The organism is Nocardioides daejeonensis, from assembly GCF_003194585.1.
In the GTDB taxonomy this organism is placed as follows: Bacteria; Actinomycetota; Actinomycetes; order Propionibacteriales; family Nocardioidaceae; genus Nocardioides; species Nocardioides daejeonensis.
Map to the genome: position 1 here is coordinate 37161 of NZ_QHKZ01000007.1, position 22469 is coordinate 59629.

Sequence of the window (22469 nt, forward strand, 5' to 3'; positions counted from 1 at the left end):
GCCGGACCGGCGCAATGGGGGTAAGTGGGTGAGACTGGCGCCGTGGAAATGAAGCGCGAGCTCCGGAGTCGCCTGCTCACTGCCCGCCGCGCCCGCAGGCCGGATGGCGTTGCCACGGCAGCGGACGCGCTGTGCGCCCAGGTGCTCGCGCTGCCGGAGCTGCCGAGCGCGGGCTGCGTGGCGGCGTACGTCTCGGTGGGCGGGGAGCCGGGCACCGGGCCCCTGCTCGATGCCCTGCGCGAGCGCGGCATACGCGTGCTGCTGCCGGTGCTGCTCCCCGACGACGACCTGAGCTGGGCCGAGGACACCGGTGAGCGGACACCCGCGGAACGCGGCCTCCTGGAGCCGGTCGGCCAGCGGCTGGGCGTCGACGCTGTCGGCGATGCCGATCTCGTGCTGGTGCCTGGGCTGGCGGTCGGCGCCGACGGCCTGCGACTGGGCCGGGGCGGCGGCAGCTACGACCGCGCCCTCGCCCGGGTCGCTCCCGACACCCCGGTCGCCGTCCTCCTGTACGACGACGAGCTGCTCGACGCCGTACCCGCCGAGCCTCATGACCACCCGGTCTCGCTGGCGGTCACACCGGCGCGGGTCTTGCGGTTCAGCCTTCGGGCTTGAGCACGAGCGTGTGCTCGCCGGAGCCGGTCACCGCGTCGCGGCTGAAGCGCCAGGGCAGGGTACGACCAGCGACGAAGAGGTCGGTCTGGTCCGTGTAGTTGGCGTGGAAGACATGGCCGGAGGCGCCGGTCAGGTTGATCCAGCGGGAGCGATCGAGGTCGGCCAGGTCGACCACCATCCGCATCGAGGGCGCCGAGGTCACCGCATAGCCGTCGGCGGCGTCCCAGTTGGTGGCGTTGACGTGCGAGGAGCCGCCGCCGATCCGCCAGCTCCGGTTGAAGAGCCGCTCGATCAGACCGTTCCCGGAGCTGCCGAGGGTCTGGTTGCGCAGGTCCAGCGTGTGCAACCGGCCCCACTCCCACTTCGACGGATCGCGGGCCAGCCGCACGATGATCTCGTCGCTGGCCGCCAGCATCGCGGCACGCAGGATGTCGTCACGGTTCTCGATCTCGGCCGTCGACCGGTCGTCCCACCACGGGTCGTCACGCCGCTGCAGCAGCCCGGTCACCGCCAGCCACCAGCGTGCGTTGCCGGTGGGCCACAGTGACTCGCGCAGCTCGTCCTGGAAGGTCAGCTCCAGCAGGTTGCGCCACACCACGTTGAAGTACGCCGCACCTGCCGAGTCCGCCTGCGAGCGCCGGTCCCAGGTGCGCAGCACCTTCTGGCCGTCCTGCCGGTAGCCCGGCGGCAGATCGACCTGCAGCAGGAACGGCACCAGGACGTCGGCCAGCGCGGACCGGTCATCGAGCTGGAGCGCCGTCATGTCGTCGAGGCCCAGCTTGCCCTCACGCTCCGACAGGACGTCGCGGATCCGCTGGGACCGGTACCCGGCGTCCCAGTCGTCGGTGAGGTGCGCAGGGTAGTCAGGGCCGATCACCGCCTGATTGGCGGTGACCACGAACCCCTCCTCGGGGTCGTAGAGGTTGGGCAACGAGTCGAAGGGCAGGTAGCTGCCGGTCCAGTCGTTCTGCTTCAGCCATCCCTCGGTCGGGGTCCGGCCGTCGTTGCCGGAGCGCCGGATCGGGATGCGCCCAGGGGCCTGATAGCCGATGTGGCCCTCCGTGTCGGCGTAGACGAGGTTCTGGGCCGGCACGGCGAAGTCGGCGGCCGCGGCGCGGAACTCCTGCCAGTTCGACGCGGTGTTGAGCGCCAGCAGCGCATCGGCGGTGTTGCTCGGCTCCAGCGCCGTCCACTTCAGGGCCACCGCGTAGCCGGCGCCCGCGTTTGCGCCGACCGTGCTGAGCTCCTTCGAGACATCGGAGAGCAGCGGTCCGTGGTCGGTCTCGCGCACCACCAGCCGGAAGTCCTCGCCGTCACGCACCTTGATCGTCTCGACCCGGGTGCGCAGCGGGAGTTGCTTGCCGTCGTACTCCCAGGTGTCGCCGTCGAGACGCTCGAGGAAGAGGTCGGTCACGTCGGGGCCGAGGTTGGTGAAGCCCCAGGCAATGTCGCGGTTGTGGCCGATGACCACGCCGGGGAGTCCGGAGAAGCTGAAGCCGGAGACATCGAGCGGGCAGGCCTGGGAGAGCTCGCGGCAGTGCAGGCCGACCTGGTACCAGATACCGGGCAGGCTGGTGCCGAGGTGCGGATCGTTGGCGAGCAGCGGCTTGCCCGACTCAGTCAGCTCACCCGAGACGACCCAGGAGTTGCTGCCGATCCCGTCCCCTTGCCCGAGCAGCTCGGGTACGGCGCGGATGGGCTCGAGCACCCGCTCCAGCGCAGCCGCCTGGTCGGCGTCGTACGGCGGGCGGGCCGGGTCGCGCGTACCGGGACCGGTCGCTCGGGGCTCGTAGCGACCGTCGACCAGCGCGCCCTCGGTGACGATCGGACGGTGCTGCTCGTAGGGGTAGTCGGGATAGATCTGGTTGACCTGCTCCTCGGTGTGGTCGACGTCGACCAACGCTCGACCGACCTCGTCCTCCATGTTGCCGCGCAGGTCCCAGGCCATCGCCTTCAGCCAGGCGAGCGAGTCGATCGGCGTCCACTCCTCGGGGCGGTAGTCGAGCCCGTCGAAGCGCAACAGCGTGTATTCCAGGGACATCTCCGAGGGAGAGCGGTCGTCCAGCCAGGCGTTCACGCCGGCGCTGTAGGCCTCGAGCGCAGCCCGGGTCGCCGGCTCGAGCAGCGCCCACTCGCTTGCCGCCACCCTGCGCCAGCCCATGGTGCGGATCGCCTTGTCGGTCTCCAGACCGGACTCACCGAAAAGCTCGGAGAGCCGCCCGGCGGTGATGTGCCGACGCACGTCCATCTCGTAGAAGCGGTCCTGGGCATGCACGTAGCCCTGAGCCATCATCAGGTCGGGCAGCGTGTCGGCGTAGATCTGCGGGATGCCCTGCTCGTCGCGGATCACCTCGACCTCGCCGCTCAGCCCGGGGATCGCGACGGTGCCCTCGGTCTGCGGGAACGGCCGCCGGACCAGCAGTACGCCGCTGATCAGGCTCGCGACGAGCACGATCACCAGCAACACCGCGAGGTGGGCCGACCACCGCACGGCACGCGGCCACCGGTTGAAGGCCCGCCAGGCGTCAGCGACTGCCACGCCGATCTCCTCCAGCGATCAGGAGGCGCTGGCGGAGGAGGAGCTGGACGACGTGCTGGAGGAGGCGTTGCTCGAGGTCGTGGACGAACTCGAGGAGCTCGACGCGTTCGAGTTCGACGAGGAGGAGTCGGCTGACGAGCTCGCCGCCGGGACCGACGAGGAGGAGCCGGACCGGGAGTCGGTGCGGTAGAAGCCGGAGCCCTTGAAGACCACACCCACGGCGTTGAACACCTTGCGCAGTCGCCCCTGGCACTCCGGGCACACCGTCAGCGCGTCGTCGCTGAAGCTCTGCACCTGCTCGAACGCGTGACCACACTCGGTGCAGGCGTACTGGTAGGTGGGCATCGGGTGGACCTCCTGAGACTCATCGCTGACCCCTCCGCACTGGCACTCGCGGGGGCCGACTGCCAACTCTACCCTCCCTGTGGAGAACCTCTGCGCACCCTCCCGGAACGACCTAGCCTCCCGGCCATGGCGACCCACGACCTCAGCGAACGTCTCCGGCGGACCCGACACCGGCTCCGGCGACGGCTGCTCCGGCACCGGCGCGGGCTCGCCGCCGTGCTACTCGGGGTGGCCGCCGTCGGCACGCTGCGCACCCTCGCCCCTGCACCACCCGCGTACGTCGACCTCGTGGTCGCGGCCGCCGACCTGCCCGCAGGCACTCCGGTGAGCGCCTCCGACCTGACCGTGGTGCGGGTGCCGCCCGACGCCGTACCGGAGGGAGCGCAGGGACGACGCGAGGCGCTCGGGCGCACGCTCGCCGGGCCGTTGCGCCGTGGCGAGCCGCTCACCGACGCCGGCCTGGTCGCACCCGGAATGCTGACCGACGCCCCTGGCATGGTGGCGTTGCCGGTGCGCATCCCCGACCCGGGCGTAGTGGCGATGCTCCGCCCGGGCGACCGGATCGACCTGGCAGCCACCGATCCGCAGAGCGGCCTCACCGAGCAGGTCGCAACGGGGGTCCGAGTGATCACCGTGCCGCAGCCCGAGCGGGAGCCTCAGGCCACCGGCCCGGGCCTCGCCGGGCGCCTCGTGGTGCTCGCCGTGAGCCCCGCATCGGCACGAAATATCGCCGGCGCAGCCGCGACACGATGGTTGGCGGTCACCATCTCGGGTTAGCGTAAGGCGCTGAAAACGGTCCAACCCCCCTGCACACGGGCACTCGGGACCCGCTGACAACTAGGAGAAAAGTATGGATCTGAAGGGCTTCAAGGAGTTCGTCCTCAAGGGCAACCTGGTCGAACTCGCCGTCGCCTTCATCATGGCCACCGCCTTCGGCACCGTGGTCTCGACCTTCACCGACGTGCTGATGGGCTTCATCGGCAAGGTCTTCGACGAGCCGAACTTCGACGGCGTCCAGTTGGCTGACGTCTACGTGGGACCGTTCCTGACCGCCCTGGTGTCGTTCCTGATTCTCGCTGCGGTCGTCTACTACTTCGTGGTGACGCCCTACAACATGGCCAAGGCCAAGTTCATGGCCGAGGACCCGGCGGAGGCCAAGCCCGACGAGGTCGTGCTGCTGGAGGAGATCCGCAACCTGCTCGCCCAGCGCGGCGGCCAGGCCTGACGCACGTCACCTGCTTCACGGGCGCCCCGGACCACCCGGTCCGGGGCGTTCTCCTTGTCGTAGGTCGAGACAACGCAGCCCGGCGGTCGAGCCTGTCGAGACCCCGGCGGTCGAGCGGTGACGTCGCGCTCAGTTCCCCCCATGGTGCGGAGGCACCTGACGCTTGAGCCACTCCTCGCTGTCGCGACTCGAGCGAGGATCCTCCGGATCGCGGTCGTCGGAGGTGGAGTCCGGCAGCACGTCGCCGAAGATCCGAGCCAGGCGGCGACGACGCTGCCACTCCTGCTCCTCGGTGCGCTCCGCCATACCTCGATCGTACGGCGGGCTGTCGCATCCACTCAGCCGGGCTCCGCCCGGCTCGGGGAGGATCAGGCGCAGAGGCCGTTGGCGGCCGCGGTGGCGGCGCGGTCAGCGTCGTTGCTGAGGTCCGGCGTCGCGGACTCCGACTCGGTCGGCCCCCCCGAGGGGCTCTCGGTGCTGCCCGCGTCGGGGTCCGGGGTGGCAGTGGAGCCGGGACGGCGAGCCGCGTCGACCACCTCGGTGCTGAGGCGACGGGTCAGCGGCTCGTCGAACTTGACCTTCTTCCACAGCAGGTTGGCATCCTCCGCCCACACGAGGCGGTTGGGGTCCGGCTGGTAGAAGTCCCACGGCACGGTGATGAACTTGATGTTGTCGAGACCGATGTCCTGGAGCTCGCCGGCCAGGCTGGCGATCTTGGTGACCGAGCCGAGACGGTGGTCGAGGGTGAGCGACTTGGTGGCCGCGTCGAGGAACTTGAGCAACCGGTCCGGTCGCGCCATGACGCCCTTCGACATCACCCGGTCGACCATGGCTGCGATGAAGACCTGCTGCCGCTTCATCCGGCCGATGTCGCCGTTGGCCGAGATCCCGTGCCGCACCCGCACGTAGTCGAGCGCCTCCTGGCCCTTGACCATCCGGGTGCCGGCCTTGAGGTGGATGTTGCCGACGTAGTCGTCCACGTCCTCAGGCACGCAGATCTCGACACCGCCGACGGCGTCGACCATGCCCTTGAAGCCGTTGAAGTCGACCTTGACCCAATGGTCGACCCGGATCCCGCTCAGCTGCTCGAACTGGCGGATCGTGCATGCCGGGCCGCCGTACGCGAAGGCAGCGTTCCACATGTCGAAGCCGCCGGGGATCTCGCTGCCGTCCTTGCGGTAGCAGGTGGGGCGCTCGACCATCGCGTCGCGCGGCAGGCTGACGCCGTAGGCGAACTTGCGGTCGGCGCTGAGGTGCAACAGCAGCGTGGTGTCGGAGCGCTCGCCGCCGCCGGTCAGGCCATCGATGTTGTTGGCGCCCTCACGCGTGTCGGAGCCCATCACCAAGATGTTGAGCGGCTCCTTGGGCCCTTCCACTTCGACGTCTTCGGGCCGATCCGTGCCCAGCTGAGCCTCGATGTTCTCGGTGTGCAGGTTCTCGTTGAGATGACGGAACGTGTAGGCACCGAAGAGACCGATCGCGATCGTCATCGTGAGCACGAAGTACCCGAAGTAGCGGGCGACGTGGTGTCGACGCCGGGCATCGCCGCGATGGCGGCCGGTGGTCACATCACTCACGCGGATCTCGTATCGATTAGCAGGGACAACTCGCGCCGTGAATCTACGGCACCACCCCAAATGGTGGGCTGCGCTCTCTCAATCCGCCAAAACGGTGACCCTTGCCGAGCGCTCACGGAGGGCCGATCAGCGCCCTTCCCCGTTGCGCGCACGCTTCCTCAGGTCGCGCACCACCTCGATGGCAACGAACGTCGTGACCAGCACCAGGAAGGCCGCCCCACCCCAGACCAACCCGACGAGGCCGGCAACGTCGCACTCCCCATCGAAGTCGGGGCGATCACAGACCGCGCCCTCCCGCTCCATGCCGACATAGAAGGTGACGAGTACGCCGACGAGCAGCGCGGCCGCATAGATCCCCAACCGCGCCCACCCTGAGAGCCCACGCAGCGTCGTCCCCATGCCCCCATGCTGGGACACACGCCAAGTCACCTGCAAAGATGTGTCCACCGTGTTGCACGGCCCAGCCCCGGTAGCTCAGTGGATAGAGCAGCCGCCTCCTAAGCGAAAGGTCGCGAGTTCGACTCTCGCCCGGGGCACCAGCAATCACCTCGGCTTCCATGGAGCGAGAGGGCTGGCTTTCGGGTCTTCAGCAGCCCGCACACTCCATCGAACGGGGGGCGCCGGTGCTCACCCTCGGTTGCCGAGGGTGCACAGCACCGGGTCGATGACCGCATCCAGCAGGCCGGTGACCACGAACGGCGCCATTCCCAACGGCTGGGTGCCGGGAAAGTCGTAGGGTGACCCGATCAGCGGCTTGAGCAGCACGGTGATCGTGCCATCTGGCCGCGATGGCCCACTTGGCGAGCATCCGTCAGCCACGGCGACGCCAGCCCCCACGCCACTGAGGGCGGTGGCAGTCAGACTGACGACGGCGACGCGGGTAACCCAGGTTCGCTTGTTCATCACGGCCGGAACCTCCTGCGGAGTCGGCCCTCCCCGCGAAGAAGGGTGACACAGGGCAGGCCCCTGTGTCGCCTACCCGAACGGGCCAGTTTCCGGCTTCGATCAGATTGACCTGTTCGAACATGTGTTCGATCATGGAGGGGTGTCCTCCACCCTCCGCCCCGGCCCGGACCTCGACCTGGTCCAGCAGCTGCGCGCGCGGGTGCGGCAGATGGAGAGCGGGGGGCTGCGGGAGCCGATGCCGATGCACCCGGCACTGCGCGGCCTGGTGCGGATGCACCCGGGGAGCAGCTATCGCACCGACTCCACCAGCCTCGCGGTGGCCCTGCTGGCCGGCCCGTCGGCGCAGGGCACGTGGACGGCGGTGGTCGGCGTCGACGACCTCGGACTGGAAGCGGCCGCCGAGCTCGGCCTCGACCTGAGCCGAACCCTGTTGGTGCCCGACCCGGGCAGCCACTGGGCAGAGGTCACCGCGGCTCTGCTCGACGTCACCGGAGTGCTACTGCTCCGCCCGCCGGCCCGGGTCGATGCCCACACCGCCAGCCGGATCGCAGCACGGCTCCGCAAAAGGTCTGCGGCACTGGTCGTGCAGGGCGACTGGCCACAGTGCGAGGCCCAGGTCGGTCTGGTCCGCCAGCAGTGGCAGGGCCTCGGCCAGGGTCACGGCCACCTGCGTGCCCGGCAGGTCGAGATCGCCGTCCGGCACGGCAGTGGCCCGCCTGTCCACGGCACCGTCACCCTGCCCGGCACCGAGCCACCTCGCATCCTCGGCGCCCGGCAGATCCGGCTCCTGCGCGAGGTCGGCTGATGCGCCGCGTGCTGGCTGTCTGGTGCCCGGACTGGCCCGTGCTCTCGGCGATGGCCGAGGCACAGGTTCCGCCGCACCGTCCTGCCGCTGTCCTCGACGCGCATCAGGTGCATGCCTGCAACGACACGGCTCGCGGCGACGGCGTACGACGCGGCATGCGCCGTCGGGATGCTCAGTCCCGGTGCCCCGAGCTCGTCCTGCTCCCAGCCAACCCCGAGAGGGAGGCCCGCGACTTCGAGCCGGTGCTGGCCCGCCTCGAGGAGCTCTCCCCCGGCATCGCGGCGCTCCGCCCCGGCCTGGCCGCACTGCACTCCCCCGCCCGCTACTACGGCGGGGAGCGGGAGGCTGCTGCGGTGCTCGCGGAGCAGCTGGTCGCCCTCGGCATCTGGGACTGTCGCTTCGGCATCGCCGACGACCTCTTCACCGCCGAGCAGGCCGCCCGGGCCGCCGACCAGCAGGACAGCACCGTGGTGCCGGCCGGCGGCTCCGCGGCGTACCTGGCTCCTCTCGACATCCGTGTGCTCGACGAGCCTGAGACCACCGACCTGCTGCGCAGGCTGGGCATCCGGACCCTCGGTGACCTCGCCGGGCTGCCTGCTACCGACGTGCTCGGCCGCTTCGGTGCCGACGGCGCCCGGCTCCATCAGCTGGCCCGAGGCGGCGACACCGACCGGCTCCCGACCCGCCAGCCTCCCCCCGAACTGGTCTGCGAGGTGACCTTCGAACCCGCCCTCACCTCGGTCGAGTCGGTCACCTTCAGCGTCCGGCGCACCGCGGAGCGGTTCGTGCACCAGATCGGTGCTCGCCACCTCGTCTGCACCCGGGTGCTCGTCGAAGCCGAGAGCGAAGGCCGGATCACCTCGTCACGGTCGTGGGCCCACGCCCAGTGGTTCCGTGCCGGCGACCTGATCGACCGGGTGCACTGGCAGCTCAGCTCGCAGGGAGACCAGCGCAGCAGGTCGGCATCCGTGGGGCCGGTCACCTGCGTGCGGTTCACCCCGGAGACGGTGGAGGCCGACGTCGTGCATGCCGACGGGCTCTGGGGCAACGCCGACGCCTCACAGGTCGAGCGAGGTGTGGCCCGCGTGCAGGCGCTGCTCGGCTTCGAGTCAGTGGTGCAGCCGCTCCTCCAGGGCGGGCGCTCTCCGCAGGCCCGACAGGTCCATGTGCCCTGGGGAGAGCGTCCGCTCGGGCTGCGTCCCCGCGACCTCCCCTGGCCGGGCAGCATCCCACCGCCCGCCCCGGCTCGGGTGCTGCCCGAGCCGTGGCCGGCGACGGTGCTCGACGCGGGGCACCGCCCCGTCGCGGTCACCCCACGCGGCCTCCTCACCGGCTCGCCCGCCCGCTTCCGGCCTCATCAGCAACAAGGCTGGTTGGAGGTCTCCGCCTGGGCCGGACCTTGGCCGGTCGAGGAGACCTGGTGGGAGCCGGATGCACGGAAGATCAGCCGCTTCCAGATGGTCGGCGTCGACGGACGGGCCTGGCTGTTGGCCTGCAGCGACGACCGCTGGTGGACCGAGGCCAGCTATGACTGAGGGGTCCTTCGACAGGCTCAGGACGGCGCAAGCTCGACCACCGGGGAACCCCCAGCCACCGGAGAACTCCCGACCACCGGGGAGCAGCTGATGGGCTGGAGCAACCCGCCGGTCCCCTGGCGCGACCTGGAGCGCAAGCTCTCCGGGCGACCACCGACCCGACCCGACGACGGACCCGGCTCCCGCAAGCGGACCGGCTACGTCCCGCCGCCCGACGCGGTGCGACCCACGGGCGAGGTGACGCCGTACGCCGAGCTTCACGTGCACAGCAGCTTCTCCTTCCTCGACGGGGCCAGTGGTCCACGCGAGCTCGTCGAGGAGGCGGTGCGGCTCGGCCTGCACGCGATCGCGCTGACCGACCATGACGGCTTCGCCGGCACCCCGCTCTTCGCCGAGATCGCCGCGGAGCACCAGATGCCCACCGTGCACGGCACCGAGCTCTCCCTGGGCCTGACCAGGCCGCAGAACGGCATCGCCGACCCCGAGGGAGACCACCTGCTGGTGCTGGCCCGCGACGTCGCCGGCTACCACCGGTTGGCCGGCACCATCACCGAGGCGAACCTGCGCGGCGACGAGAAGGGCCGTCCCGTGCACGACCTCGAGGAGTTGGCCGAGATCGGGCGTGAGCACTGGCTGGTGCTGACCGGCTGCCGCAAGGGCGCCGTACGGCGGGCCCTCGCCTCCGGCGGTCCGGCCGCGGCAGCCGCCGCGTTGCGGGAGCTGGCGGAGAGGTTCGGCCGCGACAGCGTGGTGGTGGAGCTGATCGACCGCGGGCTGCCCGAGGACAGCAGCCACAACGACGTGCTCTTCGGCCTGGCCCGCGAGCTGGGGCTGCCGGCGGTGGCCACCGGCAACGTGCATCACGCCCGGCCCGAGGAGCATCGGCTGGCCACCGCCATGGCGGCACTACGTGCCCGGCGCAGCGTGGCCGAGATGGACGGTTGGCTGCCGGCCTGGGGCGGGGCCTGCCTGCGCTCGGGAGCGGAGATGGCGACCCGCTTCGCCCGCTACCCCGGCGTGGTCGCCCAGAGCGTGAGCATCGCCGACGAGATCGCCTTCGACCTGCGTCGCGCCAAGCCCGACCTGCCCAAGCGCAACATCCCCGAGGGCCACACCGCGACGACCTGGCTGCGCGAGCTCGTCGCTCGTGGCACCGCGACGCACTACCCGCCCGACGCCCCCCAAGCGGAGGAGGCGCGCGTGCGGATCGCCAAGGAGATGGCGACCATCGAGCGCAAGGACTTCTCCGGCTACTTCGTGATCATGCACGACATCGTCGCCTTCGCCCGCTCCCAAGGGATCCTCTGCCAGGGCCGGGGGTCGGCAGCCAGCTCGGCGGTCTGCTACGCACTCGGCATCACCTCCATCGACCCGGTCTTCTACGATCTGCCCTTCGCCCGGTTCATCTCCGAGCACCGCGACGAGGAGCCCGACATCGACGTCGACTTCGACTCCGACCGGCGCGAGGAGGTGATCCAGTGGGTCTACCGGACCTACGGCCGCCGCAACGCCGCCCAGGTCGCCAACGTGATCACCTATCGACCCAAGATGGCGGTGCGTGACGCCGCCAAGGCACTGGGCTACTCGCCGGGCCAGCAGGACGCCTGGTCGAAGCAGATCTCCAGCTGGAGCCGGGTGCCCCGCCCCGACGAGGAGGGCAGTGAGCACGACATCCCCCTTCCGGTCGTCGAGCTGGCCGAGTCGATGCTGGGCTCGCCGCGCCACCTCGGCATCCACTCCGGCGGGATGATCCTCACCGAGCAGCCGATCGGCGAGGTCTGCCCGATCGAGCGGGCGCGGATGGAGGACCGCACCGTGCTCCAGTGGGACAAGGACTCGTGCGAGTGGATGGGGCTGGTGAAGTTCGATCTGCTCGGACTGGGCATGCTCTCCGCGCTCGATCACATGATGACCATCGTGGCCACCCACCTCGGGGAGAGGTGGACGCTGTCGACCCTGCCGAAGGAGGAGCCGGCGGTCTACGACATGCTCTGCCGCGGCGACTCGGTCGGCGTCTTCCAGGTGGAGAGCCGCGCCCAGATCGGCACCCTGCCGCGGCTGCGTCCGCGCGAGTTCTACGACCTGGCGATCGAGATCGCCCTGATCCGTCCGGGGCCGATCCAAGGGGGCGCCGTACATCCGTATATCCGGCGGGCGACGGGCCGGGAGGAGGTCGAGTACGACCACGACGATCTGAAACCGGTGCTGGAGCGCACCAAGGGAGTCCCGCTCTTCCAGGAGCAGCTGATGGACATGGCCCGGGTGCTCGGCGACTGCACCGAGGACGAGGCCGACCTGCTGCGGCGGGCGATGGGCTCCAAGCGCGGGGTCGAACGGATCGAGAGCATCAAGACCAAGCTGTACGCCGGCATGGCGGAGCGCGGGCTGGTGGGCGAGAAGGCCGATGCGATCTACGCGAAGATCCTCTCCTTCGCCAACTTCGGCTTCGCCGAGAGCCACGCGCTCTCCTTCGCCAAGCTGGTCTATGCGAGCTCGTGGTGCCGGCTCCACTATCCGGCCGCATTCCTGGCCGCGCTGCTCCGCGCCCAGCCGATGGGGTTCTACTCGGCGCAGTCACTGGTGCACGACGCGCGACGGCACGGGGTGGAGGTGCTCGGCCCCGACATCGTCCGTTCGGCGGCGACGGCGGATCTCGAACAGATCGGTCCGCCAGGAGTCACCGGGCTCGATGCGTGCCTGACCGACCACAAGGAACGCACCGCGTTCGTCGAGGGCACCGGTGACCCCACGCCCGAGCATCGCCGCGACACGTCGTACGCGGTCCGGCTGGGACTGGACTCGGTGCGGGGCATCGGCACCGAGGTCGCCCGGCGCATCGTGGCGGCACGAGCGGAGCGACCGTTCGTCGACATGGTCGACCTGGCTCGCAGGGCCGGACTGGAGACCCGGCAGCTTGAGGCGCTGGCCACCTCCGGCGCTCTCGGCAGCTTCGACCTCAGTCGGCGCGAAGCGATGTGGCGAGCCGGGTACGTCGAGCATGAGGGGCAGCTCCTGGGTAGCGGTCCGCGCCTCTCGGTGCCCGCACTCCCGGAGATGACGCCGATGGAGGAGACCCTGGCCGACCTGTGGGCGACCACCATCACCCCGGAGACCCATCCCTTCGGGCACCTGCGTACGCAGTTGAAGGCTCACCACATCCAGGCGGTCGCCGACCTGCCCCACCTCGAGTCCGGCCGCCGGATCCGGGTCGCCGGACTGGTCACCCACCGACAGCGCCCCAGCACCGCGGAGGGGGTCACCTTCCTGAATCTGGAGGACGAGACCGGCATGCTCAACGTGGTGTGCAGCCCCGGGGTCTGGCGGCGCTACCGCCAGGTCGCCCGGAGCGCTGCCAGCATGGTGATCCGAGGGATCCTCGAGCAGCAGGACGGCGTGATCAACCTGGTCGCCGATCAGTTGCTCCCGCTCTCCGCGGTCGATCCCGCCGCCGATCGCGCCCTCACCTCCCGGCACCGCTCCCGCGACTTCCGCTGAGCAGGGAAGGACCTCCCCGGAGGTCGAGCCCGTCGAGACCCGTCACCGAACGATCTCGACAGGCTCGATCACCGGCTCGGTCAGCCCCGTTTGGCCCGGCGGAGACGCTGGTTGTCGGCACGCAGTCGGGCAACCTCGTGCTCCAACTCCAGGACCCGCGCGACCCCGGCCAGGTTGAGGCCCTCGGCGAGCAGGTCGCGGATCCGATGGAGCCGGACGATGTCTGCCGCACTGTAGCGGCGCGTGCCTCCCGCCGTACGGGCTGGCGCGACGAGACCCCGGCGCTCGTACACACGCAGGTTCTGGATCTCCATCGACACCATCTCGGCCGCGACCGAGATCGCGTACACACCGCGTTCAGGCACCTTCGTGCACCTCCTGCATCCAGGGTACTTGAAATCTTGGGAACAGATGATCTATATCTGTTGTTACAGATCATGTCCGATCGACACTCCAGAGGAGGAACCCATGTTGCTGCGCACCACCGATCCGTTCCGTGACTTCGACCGCCTCACCCACCAGCTCCTGGGTGGCACGACGAACCGCCCTGCCGTGATGCCGATGGATGCCTGGCGTGAAGGTGACCGGTTCGTGCTCGAGTTCGATCTGCCCGGCGTCACGCCGGAGAGCATCGACATCGACGTCGAGCGCAACGTGCTCACCGTCAAGGCCGAGCGGGTCGCCCACAACGGCGACTGGCAGCGGCTCTCCGCCGAGCGCGTGCACGGTCAGTTCAGCCGGCAGCTCGTCCTCGGGGACAACCTCGATCTCGACAAGATCGAGGCAGGCTACGACCAGGGCGTCCTGCGTCTGGTCGTCCCGGTGGCCGAGAAGGCGAAGCCGCGCAAGATCCAGATCGCCGGCGTCCCCATGGCGGAGGAGCCCGAGGCCATCGAGGCCTGAGCGAAGCCGCCTCGTCACCGGTGGTCGAGCTTGTCGAGACCCGTCACCGAACGCGGTCGCGACCGGCTCGGCCACCGGTTCACATTTCCCCACTCCTGCTGAGGTTCCTGCCTACGATCTCAGCATGAACCTCACCGAGAAGGCCGCCCTGCTCTCCGGCAAGGACTTCTGGCACACCGAGGCCGCCGACGGCGCGCCTTCCGTGATGCTGACCGATGGCCCGCACGGACTGCGCAAGCAGGCCGGCGAGGGCGACCACCTGGGGTTGGGCGACAGCAACCCCGCCACCTGCTTCCCTCCCGCGGTCGCACTCGGCGCCTCCTTCGACCCGGACCTCGTCGCGGAGGTGGGGACGATGATCGCCGCCGAGGCGCGGGCCGAGGACGTGGCCGTGGTGCTCGGCCCCGGTATCAACCTCAAGCGTTCTCCGCTGTGCGGACGCAACTTCGAGTACTTCTCCGAGGATCCTCACCTCTCCGGACTGCTCGGCAGCGCCTGGGTCCGCGGCCTGCAGTCGGGCGGCGTCGGCGCCTCTCTCAAGCACTTCGCGGCCAACAACCAGGAGCACGACCGGCTCCGCGTGAGCGCCGACATCGACGAGCGGCCCTTGCGCGAGCTCTACCTCCGCGCCTTCGAGCGCGTGGTCCGCGATGCCGACCCGTGGACCGTGATGTGCTCCTACAACGCGATCAACGGCGTCCTCGCCTCCGAGAACCCGTGGCTGCTCACCACCGTCCTCCGCGAGGAATGGGGGTACGCCGGCCTGGTCGTCTCCGACTGGGGTGCGGTACGCGACCGGGTCACCTCCCTGGCTGCGGGACTGGACCTGCAGATGCCCGGCGTCGGCGGCGCGAGCGACGCCGAGGTGGTCGCCGCGGTCGAGGCCGGTGAGCTCGACGAGTCCGTCGTGGATCGCTCTGCCGGACGCGTCGCCGCGCTGGCCGCCCGCGCGCAGGCTGCCGCCGCCGAGCGGCCTGCCCGCCCGCTGGCTGCCTTGCATGCCGAGCACCATGACGCGGCCCGCCGGATCGCCGGACACTGCATCGTGCTGCTGCGCAACGAGCCCGTCGGGGATGCCCCGCTGCTGCCGTTGACCCCGGGGAGCCGGATCGCAGTGATCGGCGAGTTCGCCCGCACTCCGCGCTATCAGGGCGCCGGCAGCTCCCGGATCAACCCGACCCGCCTCGACTCCGCGCTGGAGGAGCTGCGCCGCCTCCATCCCGACCTCACCTTCACCGGCGACGATCCGGCGGAGGCCTCTGCTGCCGCGACCGCGGCCGAGGTGGCGGTGCTGTTCCTCGGACTGCCCGCCGAGGAGGAGTCCGAGGGCTTCGACCGTGCCCACCTCGACCTTCCGGTCGAGCAGCTCGACCTTCTCGCCGCCGTACTCGCCGCGCAGCCGCGCACCGTGGTGGTGCTGTCGGCCGGCGGCGTCGTCTCCGTGCCGCACCCCGAGCAGGTGCCTGCGCTGGTGCAGGCGTCGCTGCTCGGCCAGGCCGGCGGCGGCGCGGTGGCAGACGTGCTCACCGGTCGGGTCAATCCGTCGGCCCGCCTCGCCGAGACCGTCCCGTTGCGGCTGGCCGACTCCCCCGCCTTCCTCGACTTCCCCGGCGAGCGGGGCCACGTGCGCTACGGCGAGGGGGTCTTCGTCGGCTACCGCTGGTACGACGCCCGCGCTCTGCCGGTCACCTTCCCGTTCGGGCACGGCCTCTCCTACACGACCTTCGAGCACACCGACCTGGGCGTGCACGGTCGGCCCGACGGCCTCGACGTGCAGGTCACGATCACCAACACCGGCGCGGTCACCGGTCGCGAGGTCGTGCAGGTGTACGCCGGCAAGCCTGCTTCGCAGCTGACTCGCCCGCCCCGCGCCCTGGTGGGCACCGCCGTCGTCGAGCTGGCCGCCGGGGAGAGCCGGGTCGTGCGTGTCGACGTACCGTTGCACGCGTTGGAGTCGTGGTTCACCGGGTACGGCTGGGCCGTGGAGGCCGGTGAGTACACGATCGAGGTCGGCGCATCCAGCCGGGACCTCCGGGCGCGTACCCACGTCTCCCTGGACGGCCCCGACCTGCGCCCGCTCCTGCACCTGGAGTCGACCCTCGGCGAGGTGCTGGAGGACCCGGTCGCCGGCCCCTTGGTGGCGGCCGGTCTGGCCGAGATGGCGCCCGACGAGGCGGACGACGTCGAGGGCATGGGGCAGATGCTGATGAGCTTCCCGATCGGACGCGTGCTCACCATGGCTGGCGGCGCGGTCAGCACCGCCGATATCCAGGCCCTCCTCGACGCCGCCAACCAAGCCCGTTGAGTTAGCGCAAATGGCGCCTTGAGTTAGCGCGAATGGCGCGAGAGCTGACTTTTGCGCGAACTCGATGGGCCATTTGCGCGAACTCGGCGGCTAGCGGGAGACCACCTCGAAGCTCATCCCGGCTGCCTCCAGCCGGGTGAGCAGGTTCTGGCCCATCGCGGTGGCCGTGGTGACCTGGCCGCTGGTCACCGGGTTCTGGTCGAACGCCAGGCAGAGCGCCGACTCGGCGAGCATCTTCGCGGTCTCGGTATAGCCGGGATCGCCGCCGCTCACCCGGGTGTGCACGGTGCGCCCCTCCGCCTCGACGACGAAGTCGACGGTGAACCACGAGCGCCGGCGACGCTCCGGCGAGGGCCCTTCGCCCTGCGGCACCTTGCTCTTCAGCAGGTTGCGCACCGGGCGGATCTGCGCTGCCAGCGCCAGCGCGACGACGCCGACCGAGCCGCCGAGCGCGTAGTGCAGCGTCTTGGTACCGGCGTAGTGCGAATACCGGAACTCCGGCCCGTAGGAGGCCAGCGCGGCACCACTGCGCACGACGACCTGGGGATCGATGGTGGGCAGCGGCAGCAGGTAGTAGCCCAGCAGGGAGTCACGATGCGGCTTTCCGGCCACGGCCCGGCTGCTCCGGCCGACCGGGCGCGCCTCCTTCTTCCGCCGCTCGGCGAACGCAGCCTTCATCTCCCGAGCCCGCGAGAAGGCGCCCATGGCGGAGTGGAAGGTGCCGCCGGAGAAGGTGGCGTTGCTGCGCACGACGCCACGTACGCGCACCGGTCCGGAGGTGTCCACCTGCTGCAGGGCATGGAAGACGCCGATGTCGTGCGGCACCGAGTCGAACCCGCAGGCGTGCACGATCCGGGCGCCGTTCGCCGCGGCCGTGGCGTGGTGCTTGAGCCACATCCGGTCCACGAACTCCGGCTCACCGGTCAGGTCGACATAGTCGGTGCCCTGCGCAGCACAGGCCGCCACGAGTGGTTCCCCGTGCTGCAGGTAGGGACCGACGGTCGTGATGACGACCTTGGCACGGGCCACGACCTGCTCCAGAGTCGCCTGGTCGGCCGCGTCGGCGACCAGCAGCTCCATCGCCTCCAAGCGCGGGTCGATCGCGGCGAGCGTGGAGCGCACCTGCTCCAGCTTGGCCTGGCTGCGGCCGGCGATCGCCCAACGCAGCCGGGCCGGCGCGTGCCGCGCCAGGTACTCCGCAGTCAGGCCACCCGTGAATCCGGTAGCGCCGAAGAGGACGATGTCGAGGTCACGGTCGAGGTCGCGTTCCGCCATGGGCCCATGCTGCCGTACCCGTGGTCATCGGCCCAAGGATGCTCGGCAGGCGGGAACCGCCACAGCCCCTGGCTCGTCCCACCGCCATGAGTCGTTCCAGCCAGGCCCCGTTCGCGGCGGCTGCTCTCTCCGTCCTCGCCCTCGTCGGCGGCCTCACCGCCGCCGTTGCACTGCACGAGCCCGCACCCACCGGCGGTACGGCCGCCTCCTCAAGCGGTCCCGCCGGCGCGCCGGCGCTGTCGGTCGCCGCCGTCCCGGGCAGGTTGACTTCCGCAGCCTCGTGCGAGGACCTGCTGGCCCGACTGCACGCGGCCGGCTCCGAGCTGGTGGGCCCGTGGGGTTGGGGCTACGGACCTGTCTACGCGTACGACGGCGTGCAGCTGCTCCGCGGCGCCCTCGCGGCTGCGACCCCCAGGGACCTCGACACAGCAAGCCGTCTGACCGAGCAGAGCAACAGCGAGACCGGCACCAACGTGCAGGAGGCCGGCGTCGACGAGCCCGACGTGGCGAAGACCAACGGCACGATCCTGGTGCGCGTCGACCGGCACCGTTTGACGACGTACGACGTCACCGGCGACCGGGTCCGCAGGCTCGGCACCCTGAAGCTCCCCGCGCGCACCTCAGAGCCCGAGCTGCTGCTGCGCGGCGAGCGTGCACTGGTCGTCGACCACAACTGGTGGCGCGGTGGCGCAACCTCCCGGGTGACCGGCATCGACCTGGCTGATCCTCGTGCGCCTGAGGTGGCCGACGTCCACGAGTTCGACGGTGAGCTGCTCTCCGCCCGGCTCACCGGCGACGATGTCCGGCTGGTCACGTCCACGGCCCTTCCGGACCTGCCGTTCGTGCACCCGACCCGCAGCCGCAGCCGCAAGGAGGCGCGGCGGGCGAACCGGGAGATCGTCCGGGAGTCGACGATCGAGGACTGGCTGCCGCAGGTGCGCGACGACGGCACCACCTCACCACTCCTCGACTGCGCGGCGGTCGAGCTTCCCGAAGACGGCGGACTCGGCACGCTCAGCATCATCGGCTTCCCGATCGGCGACCCTGCCGACCGCGACGCGACCGCGGTGCTCACCGACTCGCGGATCGTCTACAGCTCCACCGACCGGCTCTACCTCGCCACGGGCATGTCCTGGGGCCGCTGCTGCATCCTGTTCGACACGGCAGCGCGGCTAGGCGGCGGCACCGGCGACACCACCGACCTGCACGCCTTCGCGCTCTCCGGCACCCAGGCGACCTACCAGGGCTCCGGGCAGCTGAAGGGCACGGTGCGGGACCGCTGGGCGCTCGACTCGGCGGACGGCGTACTGCGCGTCGCGCTGGCGATCCCCGAGAAGCGGCAGAAGGGCAAGCCGACCGCCATGGCCCAGAATGCCGTCGTCACGATGGCTGAGCGCGACGGTCGCCTCGAGGAGACCGGGCGGGTCGACGGCCTGGGCGTGAACGAGGAGATCCAGTCGGTGCGCTGGTTCGACGACTTCGCCGTGGTGGTGACCTTCCGCCAGATCGATCCACTCTACGCCATCGACCTCTCCACCGACCGGCCGCGGCTCCTGGGCGAGCTGAAGATCCCGGGCTTCTCCTCCTACCTGCACCCGATCGGGGACGACCGGTTGCTGGGAATCGGCACGGACGCCGACCAGCGCGGCCGCAGCCTCGGCCCGCAAGCCAGCACCTTCGACATCTCCGATCCCGCCGCCCTGGCCCAGCTCAGCAAAGTCACCTACGGTCGCAACGCCGAGCTCCCCGCGGCCTGGGAGCCGCGCCAGTTCACCTGGCTGCCCGACGCGAACGTCGCGCTGACGCCGGTGATGCGCTACGGCGGCCGGGACCGGTTCGCCCTCTCGGTGCTGCAGGTCGGCGCGGACGGCAAGCTCACCGAGGAGCGGGTGACTCTGGCCGGAGGTTGGCGCACCTACAACAACCTGCGGACCGTGCCGCTGCCCGACGGCCGGGTGGTGTTGAGCAGCGCCAAGGAGAACCGCTTCCTCTCCTGGTGACCGCGCTGGCCACCGAGAGGTAGGCGCGGGGAGGGTCCGCGGGGGCCGTCAGGACGCGTAGCGCTTGGCGGCCCGGGCCCTGGCCTTGGCTGCCTCGACCTCACGGTCCTTGGGCGGCGCCTGTGTAACCAGCTCCTCCAAGAGGTGCTGGGTCACGTGGGCGATCTCGGCGACCGCACGGTCGAAGGCGGCCTGATTGGCTGCCGATGGCCGGGTCGTCCCACTCACCTTGCGCACGTACTGCAGCGCGGCGGCGGTCACCTCGTCACGGGTCGCCGGCGGCTCGAAGTTGTTCAGCGGGCGGATGTTGCGGCACATGCTCCCACGGTACGTCGCCCTCGGTACGCCCTCAGCCGCGGACGAAGATGTGATCGGCCGCCTCCGGCACGATCTCGGCGGTCTCGCCACCGGAGCCCAGCAGCACGCCGTCGGCGGTCGCGACCACCACGACGGTCTGGTCGGGCATCGCGCCGACACGGCGCAGCGCACTCATCAGGTGCTCGTCCTTCTGCATCTCCTCGGAGATACGGCGCACCAGCACGCGCTGCTCCTCACGGCCGGCGATCTCGGAGAGGGCGATCACGCCCTCCCGGAAGTCCTCCGCGGCCGGGGTCTGGCCCAGCTCGTCGAGGCCGGGAATCGGGTTGCCGTACGGCGACTCGGTGGGCTGCCCCAGGAGCTCGATGAGCCGCCGCTCCACGTTCTCGGAGATCACGTGCTCCCAGCGACAGGCCTCGGCGTGCACGAGCTCCCAGTCGAGCCCGATGACGTCGGTGAGCAGCCGCTCGGCCAGACGGTGCTTGCGCATCACTCGGGTAGCGAGGCGTTGGCCCTCCGGGGTGAGCTCGAGATGGCGGTCGCCCTCGACCGTGAGCAAGCCATCTCGCTCCATCCTGGCCACCGTCTGCGACACGGTCGGTCCGCTCTGGTGCAGGCGCTCGGCAATCCGGGCCCGCAGAGGCACGATCCCCTCCTCCACGAGCTCGAAGATCGTGCGCAGGTACATCTCGGTGGTGTCGATCAGGTCGCTCACCCCTCCATTGTGGCCCATCGGGCCTACTCGGCAGGATGAGGGGATGGAGACCCTGCTGATCCCGTCCCGTTTCCGCGGACCCGACCGCTCCGGCAACGGCGGTTGGACCGCCGGTGCCCTCGCCTCCGCCCTCGGTGGTCGCGTCCCCACACCCCAGCCGCCGGTCGAGGTCACCCTGCGTACGCCGCCGCCTCTGGACCGGTCGCTGGACGTGCGCGTCGAGGGCGACCACGCCACGCTCGCCGACGGCGAGACCGTCGTCGCCACCGCGCGGCTGGTTCCGCAGGAGCAGGCACCCGCGCCCGTGGCCGGCGTACCGCTGGCGGAGGCGCGGCTGGCCGCCGAGAAGTACGCCGGCCATGCCGAGCACCCGTTCCCGCACTGCTTCGTCTGCGGCACCGCCCGCGAGGAGGGTGACGGGCTGCGGCTCTTCCCAGGCGCGGTGCCGCCGGTCGACGGCGTCGAACGGGTGGCGACGACGTGGACGCCACACGCAAGCCTGGCCGACGAGAGGGACCCGACACGGGTGAGCCTCCCCGTCGCCTGGGCCGCACTCGACTGCCCCGGCGCGTGGACCGTCGACCTGACCGGACGGGCGATCGTGCTGGGCCGGATGACCGCCGCGGTCGACGCGCTCCCGGCAATCGGCGAGGAGCACGTGGTCATCGGCGGGCTGCTCGGCAACGAGGGGCGCAAGTGGTTCACCGCCAGCAGCGTGCACGACCTCGACGGGCGCGTGGTCGCTCGGGCCCGGCACACCTGGATCGAGATCGATCCGTCGGCGTTCAACGGCTGAGCCCCCGGGACCCGGACCGCCGAAAACCCCTTGTGGCCGCCTGGGAGCGGTCGTACCGTTGAGGCACACGGGAAAGGAGGTGGTCCGATCAATGATTGACGTAGGGACTCGTGAGGTGGCTGTCGGCTGACAGCTCCGCTGCCGAGCGGAGACGCCACAGCGTCGAGCAGTCGGCGTAATCCACGGCAGTCACCCGACCCGCGGGCGCTCCGGACATCAGTCCACCGGAGAGGCTCGGAAGGTCCGCCCCGGCCCCCTGGCCGACGGAAACCACCGGGCACGCCCGCGGGTCGCTCCCATTTCCGGACACACCCACCGCACATGCAGATGACCACCGCCGGCATTCGTACGCACAGAGGGGTCCCGGGGTGAAAGACTCGCCCCATGACCGAGCAGATCCGCGTCTTCCTCCTCGACGACCACGAGATCGTCCGGCGTGGCCTGCGCGCGCTGCTCGAGTCGGAGGGCGACATCACGGTGGTTGGCGAGGCGGGCCTCGCCACCGGCGCCGCCGAGGCGATCATCGCCCTCGCCCCCGATGTCGCGGTCCTCGACGCTCGGCTGCCCGACGGCACCGGCATCGAAGTCTGCCGACAGGTCCGTGCGGAGAACCCCGACGTGCACGCGCTCATCCTCACCAGCTACGACGATGACGAGGCGATGTACGCCGCCATCCTGGCCGGCGCCTCCGGCTACGTGTTGAAGCAGATCGAGGGCTCCTCGCTGCTGAGCGGCATCCGACTGGTCTCCAGCGGCCACTCCCTCATCGACCCCGGCGCGGCCCTGCGGCTGGTGCAGCGGTCCACCGAGCCCGACAGTCAGGCCGGCTTTCCCAGCCTCACCCGGCAGGAGCACCGCGTCCTCACCGCGATCGCCGACGGTCTCACCAACCGCCAGATCGGCGAGCGCCTCCACCTGGCCGAGAAGACCGTGAAGAACCACGTCACCAACATCCTCAGCAAGCTCGGCGTGGAGCGCCGTACCCAAGCCGCCCTCCTCGCCAGCAAGCTGAGCACCTCCCCTACCGACCTTTCCTGATCCACTCCATTCTTGGTAATTCCCCGCCCGAGCGGGGAATTACTCACTTGTAGGCCGTAGCTACGCACACCAGGCGA

General features: G+C 70.6%; 21 protein-coding genes, 1 tRNA gene and 1 pseudogene. 13 read left to right on the top strand and 10 right to left on the bottom strand.

All coding sequences use genetic code 11. From position 1 onward, the window contains the following. Positions 1-48: 48 nt before the first annotated feature. A complete protein-coding gene (locus DNK54_RS17115; protein WP_110208220.1) occupies positions 49-615 on the top strand; it encodes a 5-formyltetrahydrofolate cyclo-ligase in 567 nt (188 codons plus the stop codon). On the opposite strand, the gene DNK54_RS17120 is transcribed toward DNK54_RS17115, so the two are convergent. Beyond that, a complete protein-coding gene (locus DNK54_RS17120) occupies positions 599-3154 on the bottom strand; it encodes a penicillin acylase family protein (RefSeq protein ID WP_239460153.1) in 2556 nt (851 codons plus the stop codon). The two genes, DNK54_RS17115 and DNK54_RS17120, sit on opposite strands and share 17 nt — an antisense overlap. Here DNK54_RS17120 and DNK54_RS21570 point away from each other — a divergent pair. Continuing rightward, positions 3123-3344 carry a hypothetical protein gene (locus tag DNK54_RS21570; RefSeq protein WP_239460174.1) on the top strand — a complete coding sequence of 74 codons (222 nt, stop codon included), beginning with the start codon at positions 3123-3125 and terminating at the stop codon, positions 3342-3344. The two genes, DNK54_RS17120 and DNK54_RS21570, sit on opposite strands and share 32 nt — an antisense overlap. A gap of 62 nt (positions 3345-3406) precedes the next feature. On the opposite strand, the pseudogene DNK54_RS21575 reads toward DNK54_RS21570, so the two are convergent. Continuing rightward, positions 3407-3499 (bottom strand): annotated as a pseudogene (locus DNK54_RS21575) (FmdB family zinc ribbon protein); the annotation flags it as partial. Positions 3500-3625: 126 nt separating this feature from the next. On the opposite strand from DNK54_RS21575, the gene cpaB reads away from it, so the two are divergent. Then, complete coding sequence (cpaB, locus tag DNK54_RS17130) at positions 3626-4276, top strand: Flp pilus assembly protein CpaB (RefSeq protein WP_110208222.1); 651 nt, start codon at positions 3626-3628, stop codon at positions 4274-4276. A gap of 73 nt (positions 4277-4349) precedes the next feature. After that, the gene (locus tag DNK54_RS17135; RefSeq protein ID WP_239460154.1) at positions 4350-4724 is read left to right on the top strand and encodes an MscL family protein; all 375 of its coding nucleotides are present in this window, start codon (positions 4350-4352) and stop codon (positions 4722-4724) included. Positions 4725-4853: 129 nt separating this feature from the next. Here the strand turns inward: DNK54_RS17135 and DNK54_RS21335 are convergent, their stop codons facing one another. From DNK54_RS21335 to DNK54_RS17145, 3 genes are all read right to left on the bottom strand, one after another. Further along, positions 4854-5030 (bottom strand): hypothetical protein, encoded by a 177-nt coding sequence (locus tag DNK54_RS21335; protein WP_204164666.1) that lies wholly within the window; start codon positions 5028-5030, stop codon positions 4854-4856. Positions 5031-5092: 62 nt separating this feature from the next. Further along, positions 5093-6301 (bottom strand): LCP family protein, encoded by a 1209-nt coding sequence (locus DNK54_RS17140; RefSeq protein WP_110208223.1) that lies wholly within the window; start codon positions 6299-6301, stop codon positions 5093-5095. Positions 6302-6427: 126 nt separating this feature from the next. Continuing rightward, entirely contained in the window at positions 6428-6700 is a 273-nt protein-coding gene (locus DNK54_RS17145) for a hypothetical protein (protein ID WP_162602522.1), read from the bottom strand. Positions 6701-6764: 64 nt separating this feature from the next. Between DNK54_RS17145 and DNK54_RS17150 the strand changes: the two genes are divergently transcribed. Next, positions 6765-6840 (top strand) — tRNA-Arg (locus DNK54_RS17150). Positions 6841-6928: 88 nt separating this feature from the next. Here the strand turns inward: DNK54_RS17150 and DNK54_RS21170 are convergent. Next, positions 6929-7204 (bottom strand): hypothetical protein, encoded by a 276-nt coding sequence (locus DNK54_RS21170; protein ID WP_162602523.1) that lies wholly within the window; start codon positions 7202-7204, stop codon positions 6929-6931. 142 nt (positions 7205-7346) lie between these two features. On the opposite strand from DNK54_RS21170, the gene DNK54_RS17155 reads away from it, so the two are divergent. The 3 genes from DNK54_RS17155 to DNK54_RS17165 all read left to right on the top strand — a co-directional run bounded on the left by DNK54_RS17155 (position 7347) and on the right by DNK54_RS17165 (position 13042). Next, positions 7347-8012 carry a hypothetical protein gene (locus DNK54_RS17155; protein WP_110208225.1) on the top strand — a complete coding sequence of 222 codons (666 nt, stop codon included), beginning with the start codon at positions 7347-7349 and terminating at the stop codon, positions 8010-8012. Continuing rightward, a complete protein-coding gene (locus tag DNK54_RS17160) occupies positions 8012-9547 on the top strand; it encodes a DNA polymerase Y family protein (protein WP_110208226.1) in 1536 nt (511 codons plus the stop codon). Before DNK54_RS17155 ends, DNK54_RS17160 begins: the two co-directional genes overlap by 1 nt. A 90-nt stretch (positions 9548-9637) precedes the next feature. Continuing rightward, positions 9638-13042, top strand: a complete 3405-nt coding sequence (locus DNK54_RS17165) for an error-prone DNA polymerase (RefSeq protein ID WP_110208227.1) — start codon at positions 9638-9640, stop codon at positions 13040-13042. An 80-nt stretch (positions 13043-13122) separates the two neighbouring features. Here DNK54_RS17165 and DNK54_RS17170 read toward each other — a convergent pair whose 3' ends face one another. Beyond that, on the bottom strand, positions 13123-13407 hold the full coding sequence (locus DNK54_RS17170; RefSeq protein ID WP_239460155.1) for a MerR family transcriptional regulator: 285 nt from the start codon (positions 13405-13407) through the stop codon (positions 13123-13125). 103 nt (positions 13408-13510) lie between these two features. Between DNK54_RS17170 and DNK54_RS17175 the strand changes: the two genes are divergently transcribed. Continuing rightward, complete coding sequence (locus DNK54_RS17175) at positions 13511-13945, top strand: Hsp20/alpha crystallin family protein (RefSeq protein WP_110208228.1); 435 nt, start codon at positions 13511-13513, stop codon at positions 13943-13945. A 124-nt stretch (positions 13946-14069) separates the two neighbouring features. Continuing rightward, positions 14070-16250, top strand: coding sequence for a glycoside hydrolase family 3 C-terminal domain-containing protein (locus tag DNK54_RS17180; RefSeq protein ID WP_110208229.1), 2181 nt, complete (start codon positions 14070-14072; stop codon positions 16248-16250). 90 nt (positions 16251-16340) lie between these two features. On the opposite strand, the gene DNK54_RS17185 is transcribed toward DNK54_RS17180, so the two are convergent. Beyond that, the gene (locus DNK54_RS17185; RefSeq protein WP_110208230.1) at positions 16341-17525 is read right to left on the bottom strand and encodes a saccharopine dehydrogenase family protein; all 1185 of its coding nucleotides are present in this window, start codon (positions 17523-17525) and stop codon (positions 16341-16343) included. 86 nt (positions 17526-17611) lie between these two features. Here DNK54_RS17185 and DNK54_RS17190 point away from each other — a divergent pair, with 86 nt between their 5' ends. Next, a complete protein-coding gene (locus DNK54_RS17190) occupies positions 17612-19525 on the top strand; it encodes a beta-propeller domain-containing protein (protein WP_162602524.1) in 1914 nt (637 codons plus the stop codon). 48 nt (positions 19526-19573) lie between these two features. On the opposite strand, the gene DNK54_RS17195 is transcribed toward DNK54_RS17190, so the two are convergent. Next, on the bottom strand, positions 19574-19843 hold the full coding sequence (locus DNK54_RS17195; RefSeq protein ID WP_110208232.1) for a DUF2277 domain-containing protein: 270 nt from the start codon (positions 19841-19843) through the stop codon (positions 19574-19576). Between the two features lie 31 nt (positions 19844-19874). Beyond that, positions 19875-20558, bottom strand: a complete 684-nt coding sequence (locus DNK54_RS17200; RefSeq protein ID WP_110208233.1) for an iron-dependent transcriptional repressor DtxR — start codon at positions 20556-20558, stop codon at positions 19875-19877. 43 nt (positions 20559-20601) lie between these two features. On the opposite strand from DNK54_RS17200, the gene DNK54_RS17205 reads away from it, so the two are divergent. Both DNK54_RS17205 and DNK54_RS17210 read left to right on the top strand, forming a co-directional pair. Next, positions 20602-21354: a hypothetical protein gene (locus DNK54_RS17205; RefSeq protein ID WP_110208234.1), complete on the top strand. Its 753-nt coding sequence runs from the start codon at positions 20602-20604 to the stop codon at positions 21352-21354. Between the two features lie 384 nt (positions 21355-21738). Then, positions 21739-22392 carry a response regulator gene (locus DNK54_RS17210; RefSeq protein ID WP_110208235.1) on the top strand — a complete coding sequence of 218 codons (654 nt, stop codon included), beginning with the start codon at positions 21739-21741 and terminating at the stop codon, positions 22390-22392. Positions 22393-22469: the final 77 nt, after the last annotated feature.

Coding starts and splice junctions, on each gene's coding strand:
- DNK54_RS17180 (WP_110208229.1), top strand. CDS start 14,070: ATGAACCTCACCGAGAAGGCCGCCCTGCTCTCCGGCAAGGACTTCTGG.
- DNK54_RS17195 (WP_110208232.1), bottom strand. CDS start 19,843: ATGTGCCGCAACATCCGCCCGCTGAACAACTTCGAGCCGCCGGCGACC.
- DNK54_RS17160 (WP_110208226.1), top strand. CDS start 8,012: ATGCGCCGCGTGCTGGCTGTCTGGTGCCCGGACTGGCCCGTGCTCTCG.
- DNK54_RS17135 (WP_239460154.1), top strand. CDS start 4,350: ATGGATCTGAAGGGCTTCAAGGAGTTCGTCCTCAAGGGCAACCTGGTC.
- DNK54_RS17165 (WP_110208227.1), top strand. CDS start 9,638: ATGGGCTGGAGCAACCCGCCGGTCCCCTGGCGCGACCTGGAGCGCAAG.
- DNK54_RS17115 (WP_110208220.1), top strand. CDS start 49: ATGAAGCGCGAGCTCCGGAGTCGCCTGCTCACTGCCCGCCGCGCCCGC.
- DNK54_RS17185 (WP_110208230.1), bottom strand. CDS start 17,525: ATGGCGGAACGCGACCTCGACCGTGACCTCGACATCGTCCTCTTCGGC.
- DNK54_RS17175 (WP_110208228.1), top strand. CDS start 13,511: ATGTTGCTGCGCACCACCGATCCGTTCCGTGACTTCGACCGCCTCACC.
- DNK54_RS17210 (WP_110208235.1), top strand. CDS start 21,739: ATGACCGAGCAGATCCGCGTCTTCCTCCTCGACGACCACGAGATCGTC.
- cpaB (WP_110208222.1), top strand. CDS start 3,626: ATGGCGACCCACGACCTCAGCGAACGTCTCCGGCGGACCCGACACCGG.
- DNK54_RS17205 (WP_110208234.1), top strand. CDS start 20,602: ATGGAGACCCTGCTGATCCCGTCCCGTTTCCGCGGACCCGACCGCTCC.
- DNK54_RS17145 (WP_162602522.1), bottom strand. CDS start 6,700: ATGGGGACGACGCTGCGTGGGCTCTCAGGGTGGGCGCGGTTGGGGATC.
- DNK54_RS17190 (WP_162602524.1), top strand. CDS start 17,612: ATGAGTCGTTCCAGCCAGGCCCCGTTCGCGGCGGCTGCTCTCTCCGTC.
- DNK54_RS21170 (WP_162602523.1), bottom strand. CDS start 7,204: ATGAACAAGCGAACCTGGGTTACCCGCGTCGCCGTCGTCAGTCTGACT.
- DNK54_RS21335 (WP_204164666.1), bottom strand. CDS start 5,030: ATGGCGGAGCGCACCGAGGAGCAGGAGTGGCAGCGTCGTCGCCGCCTG.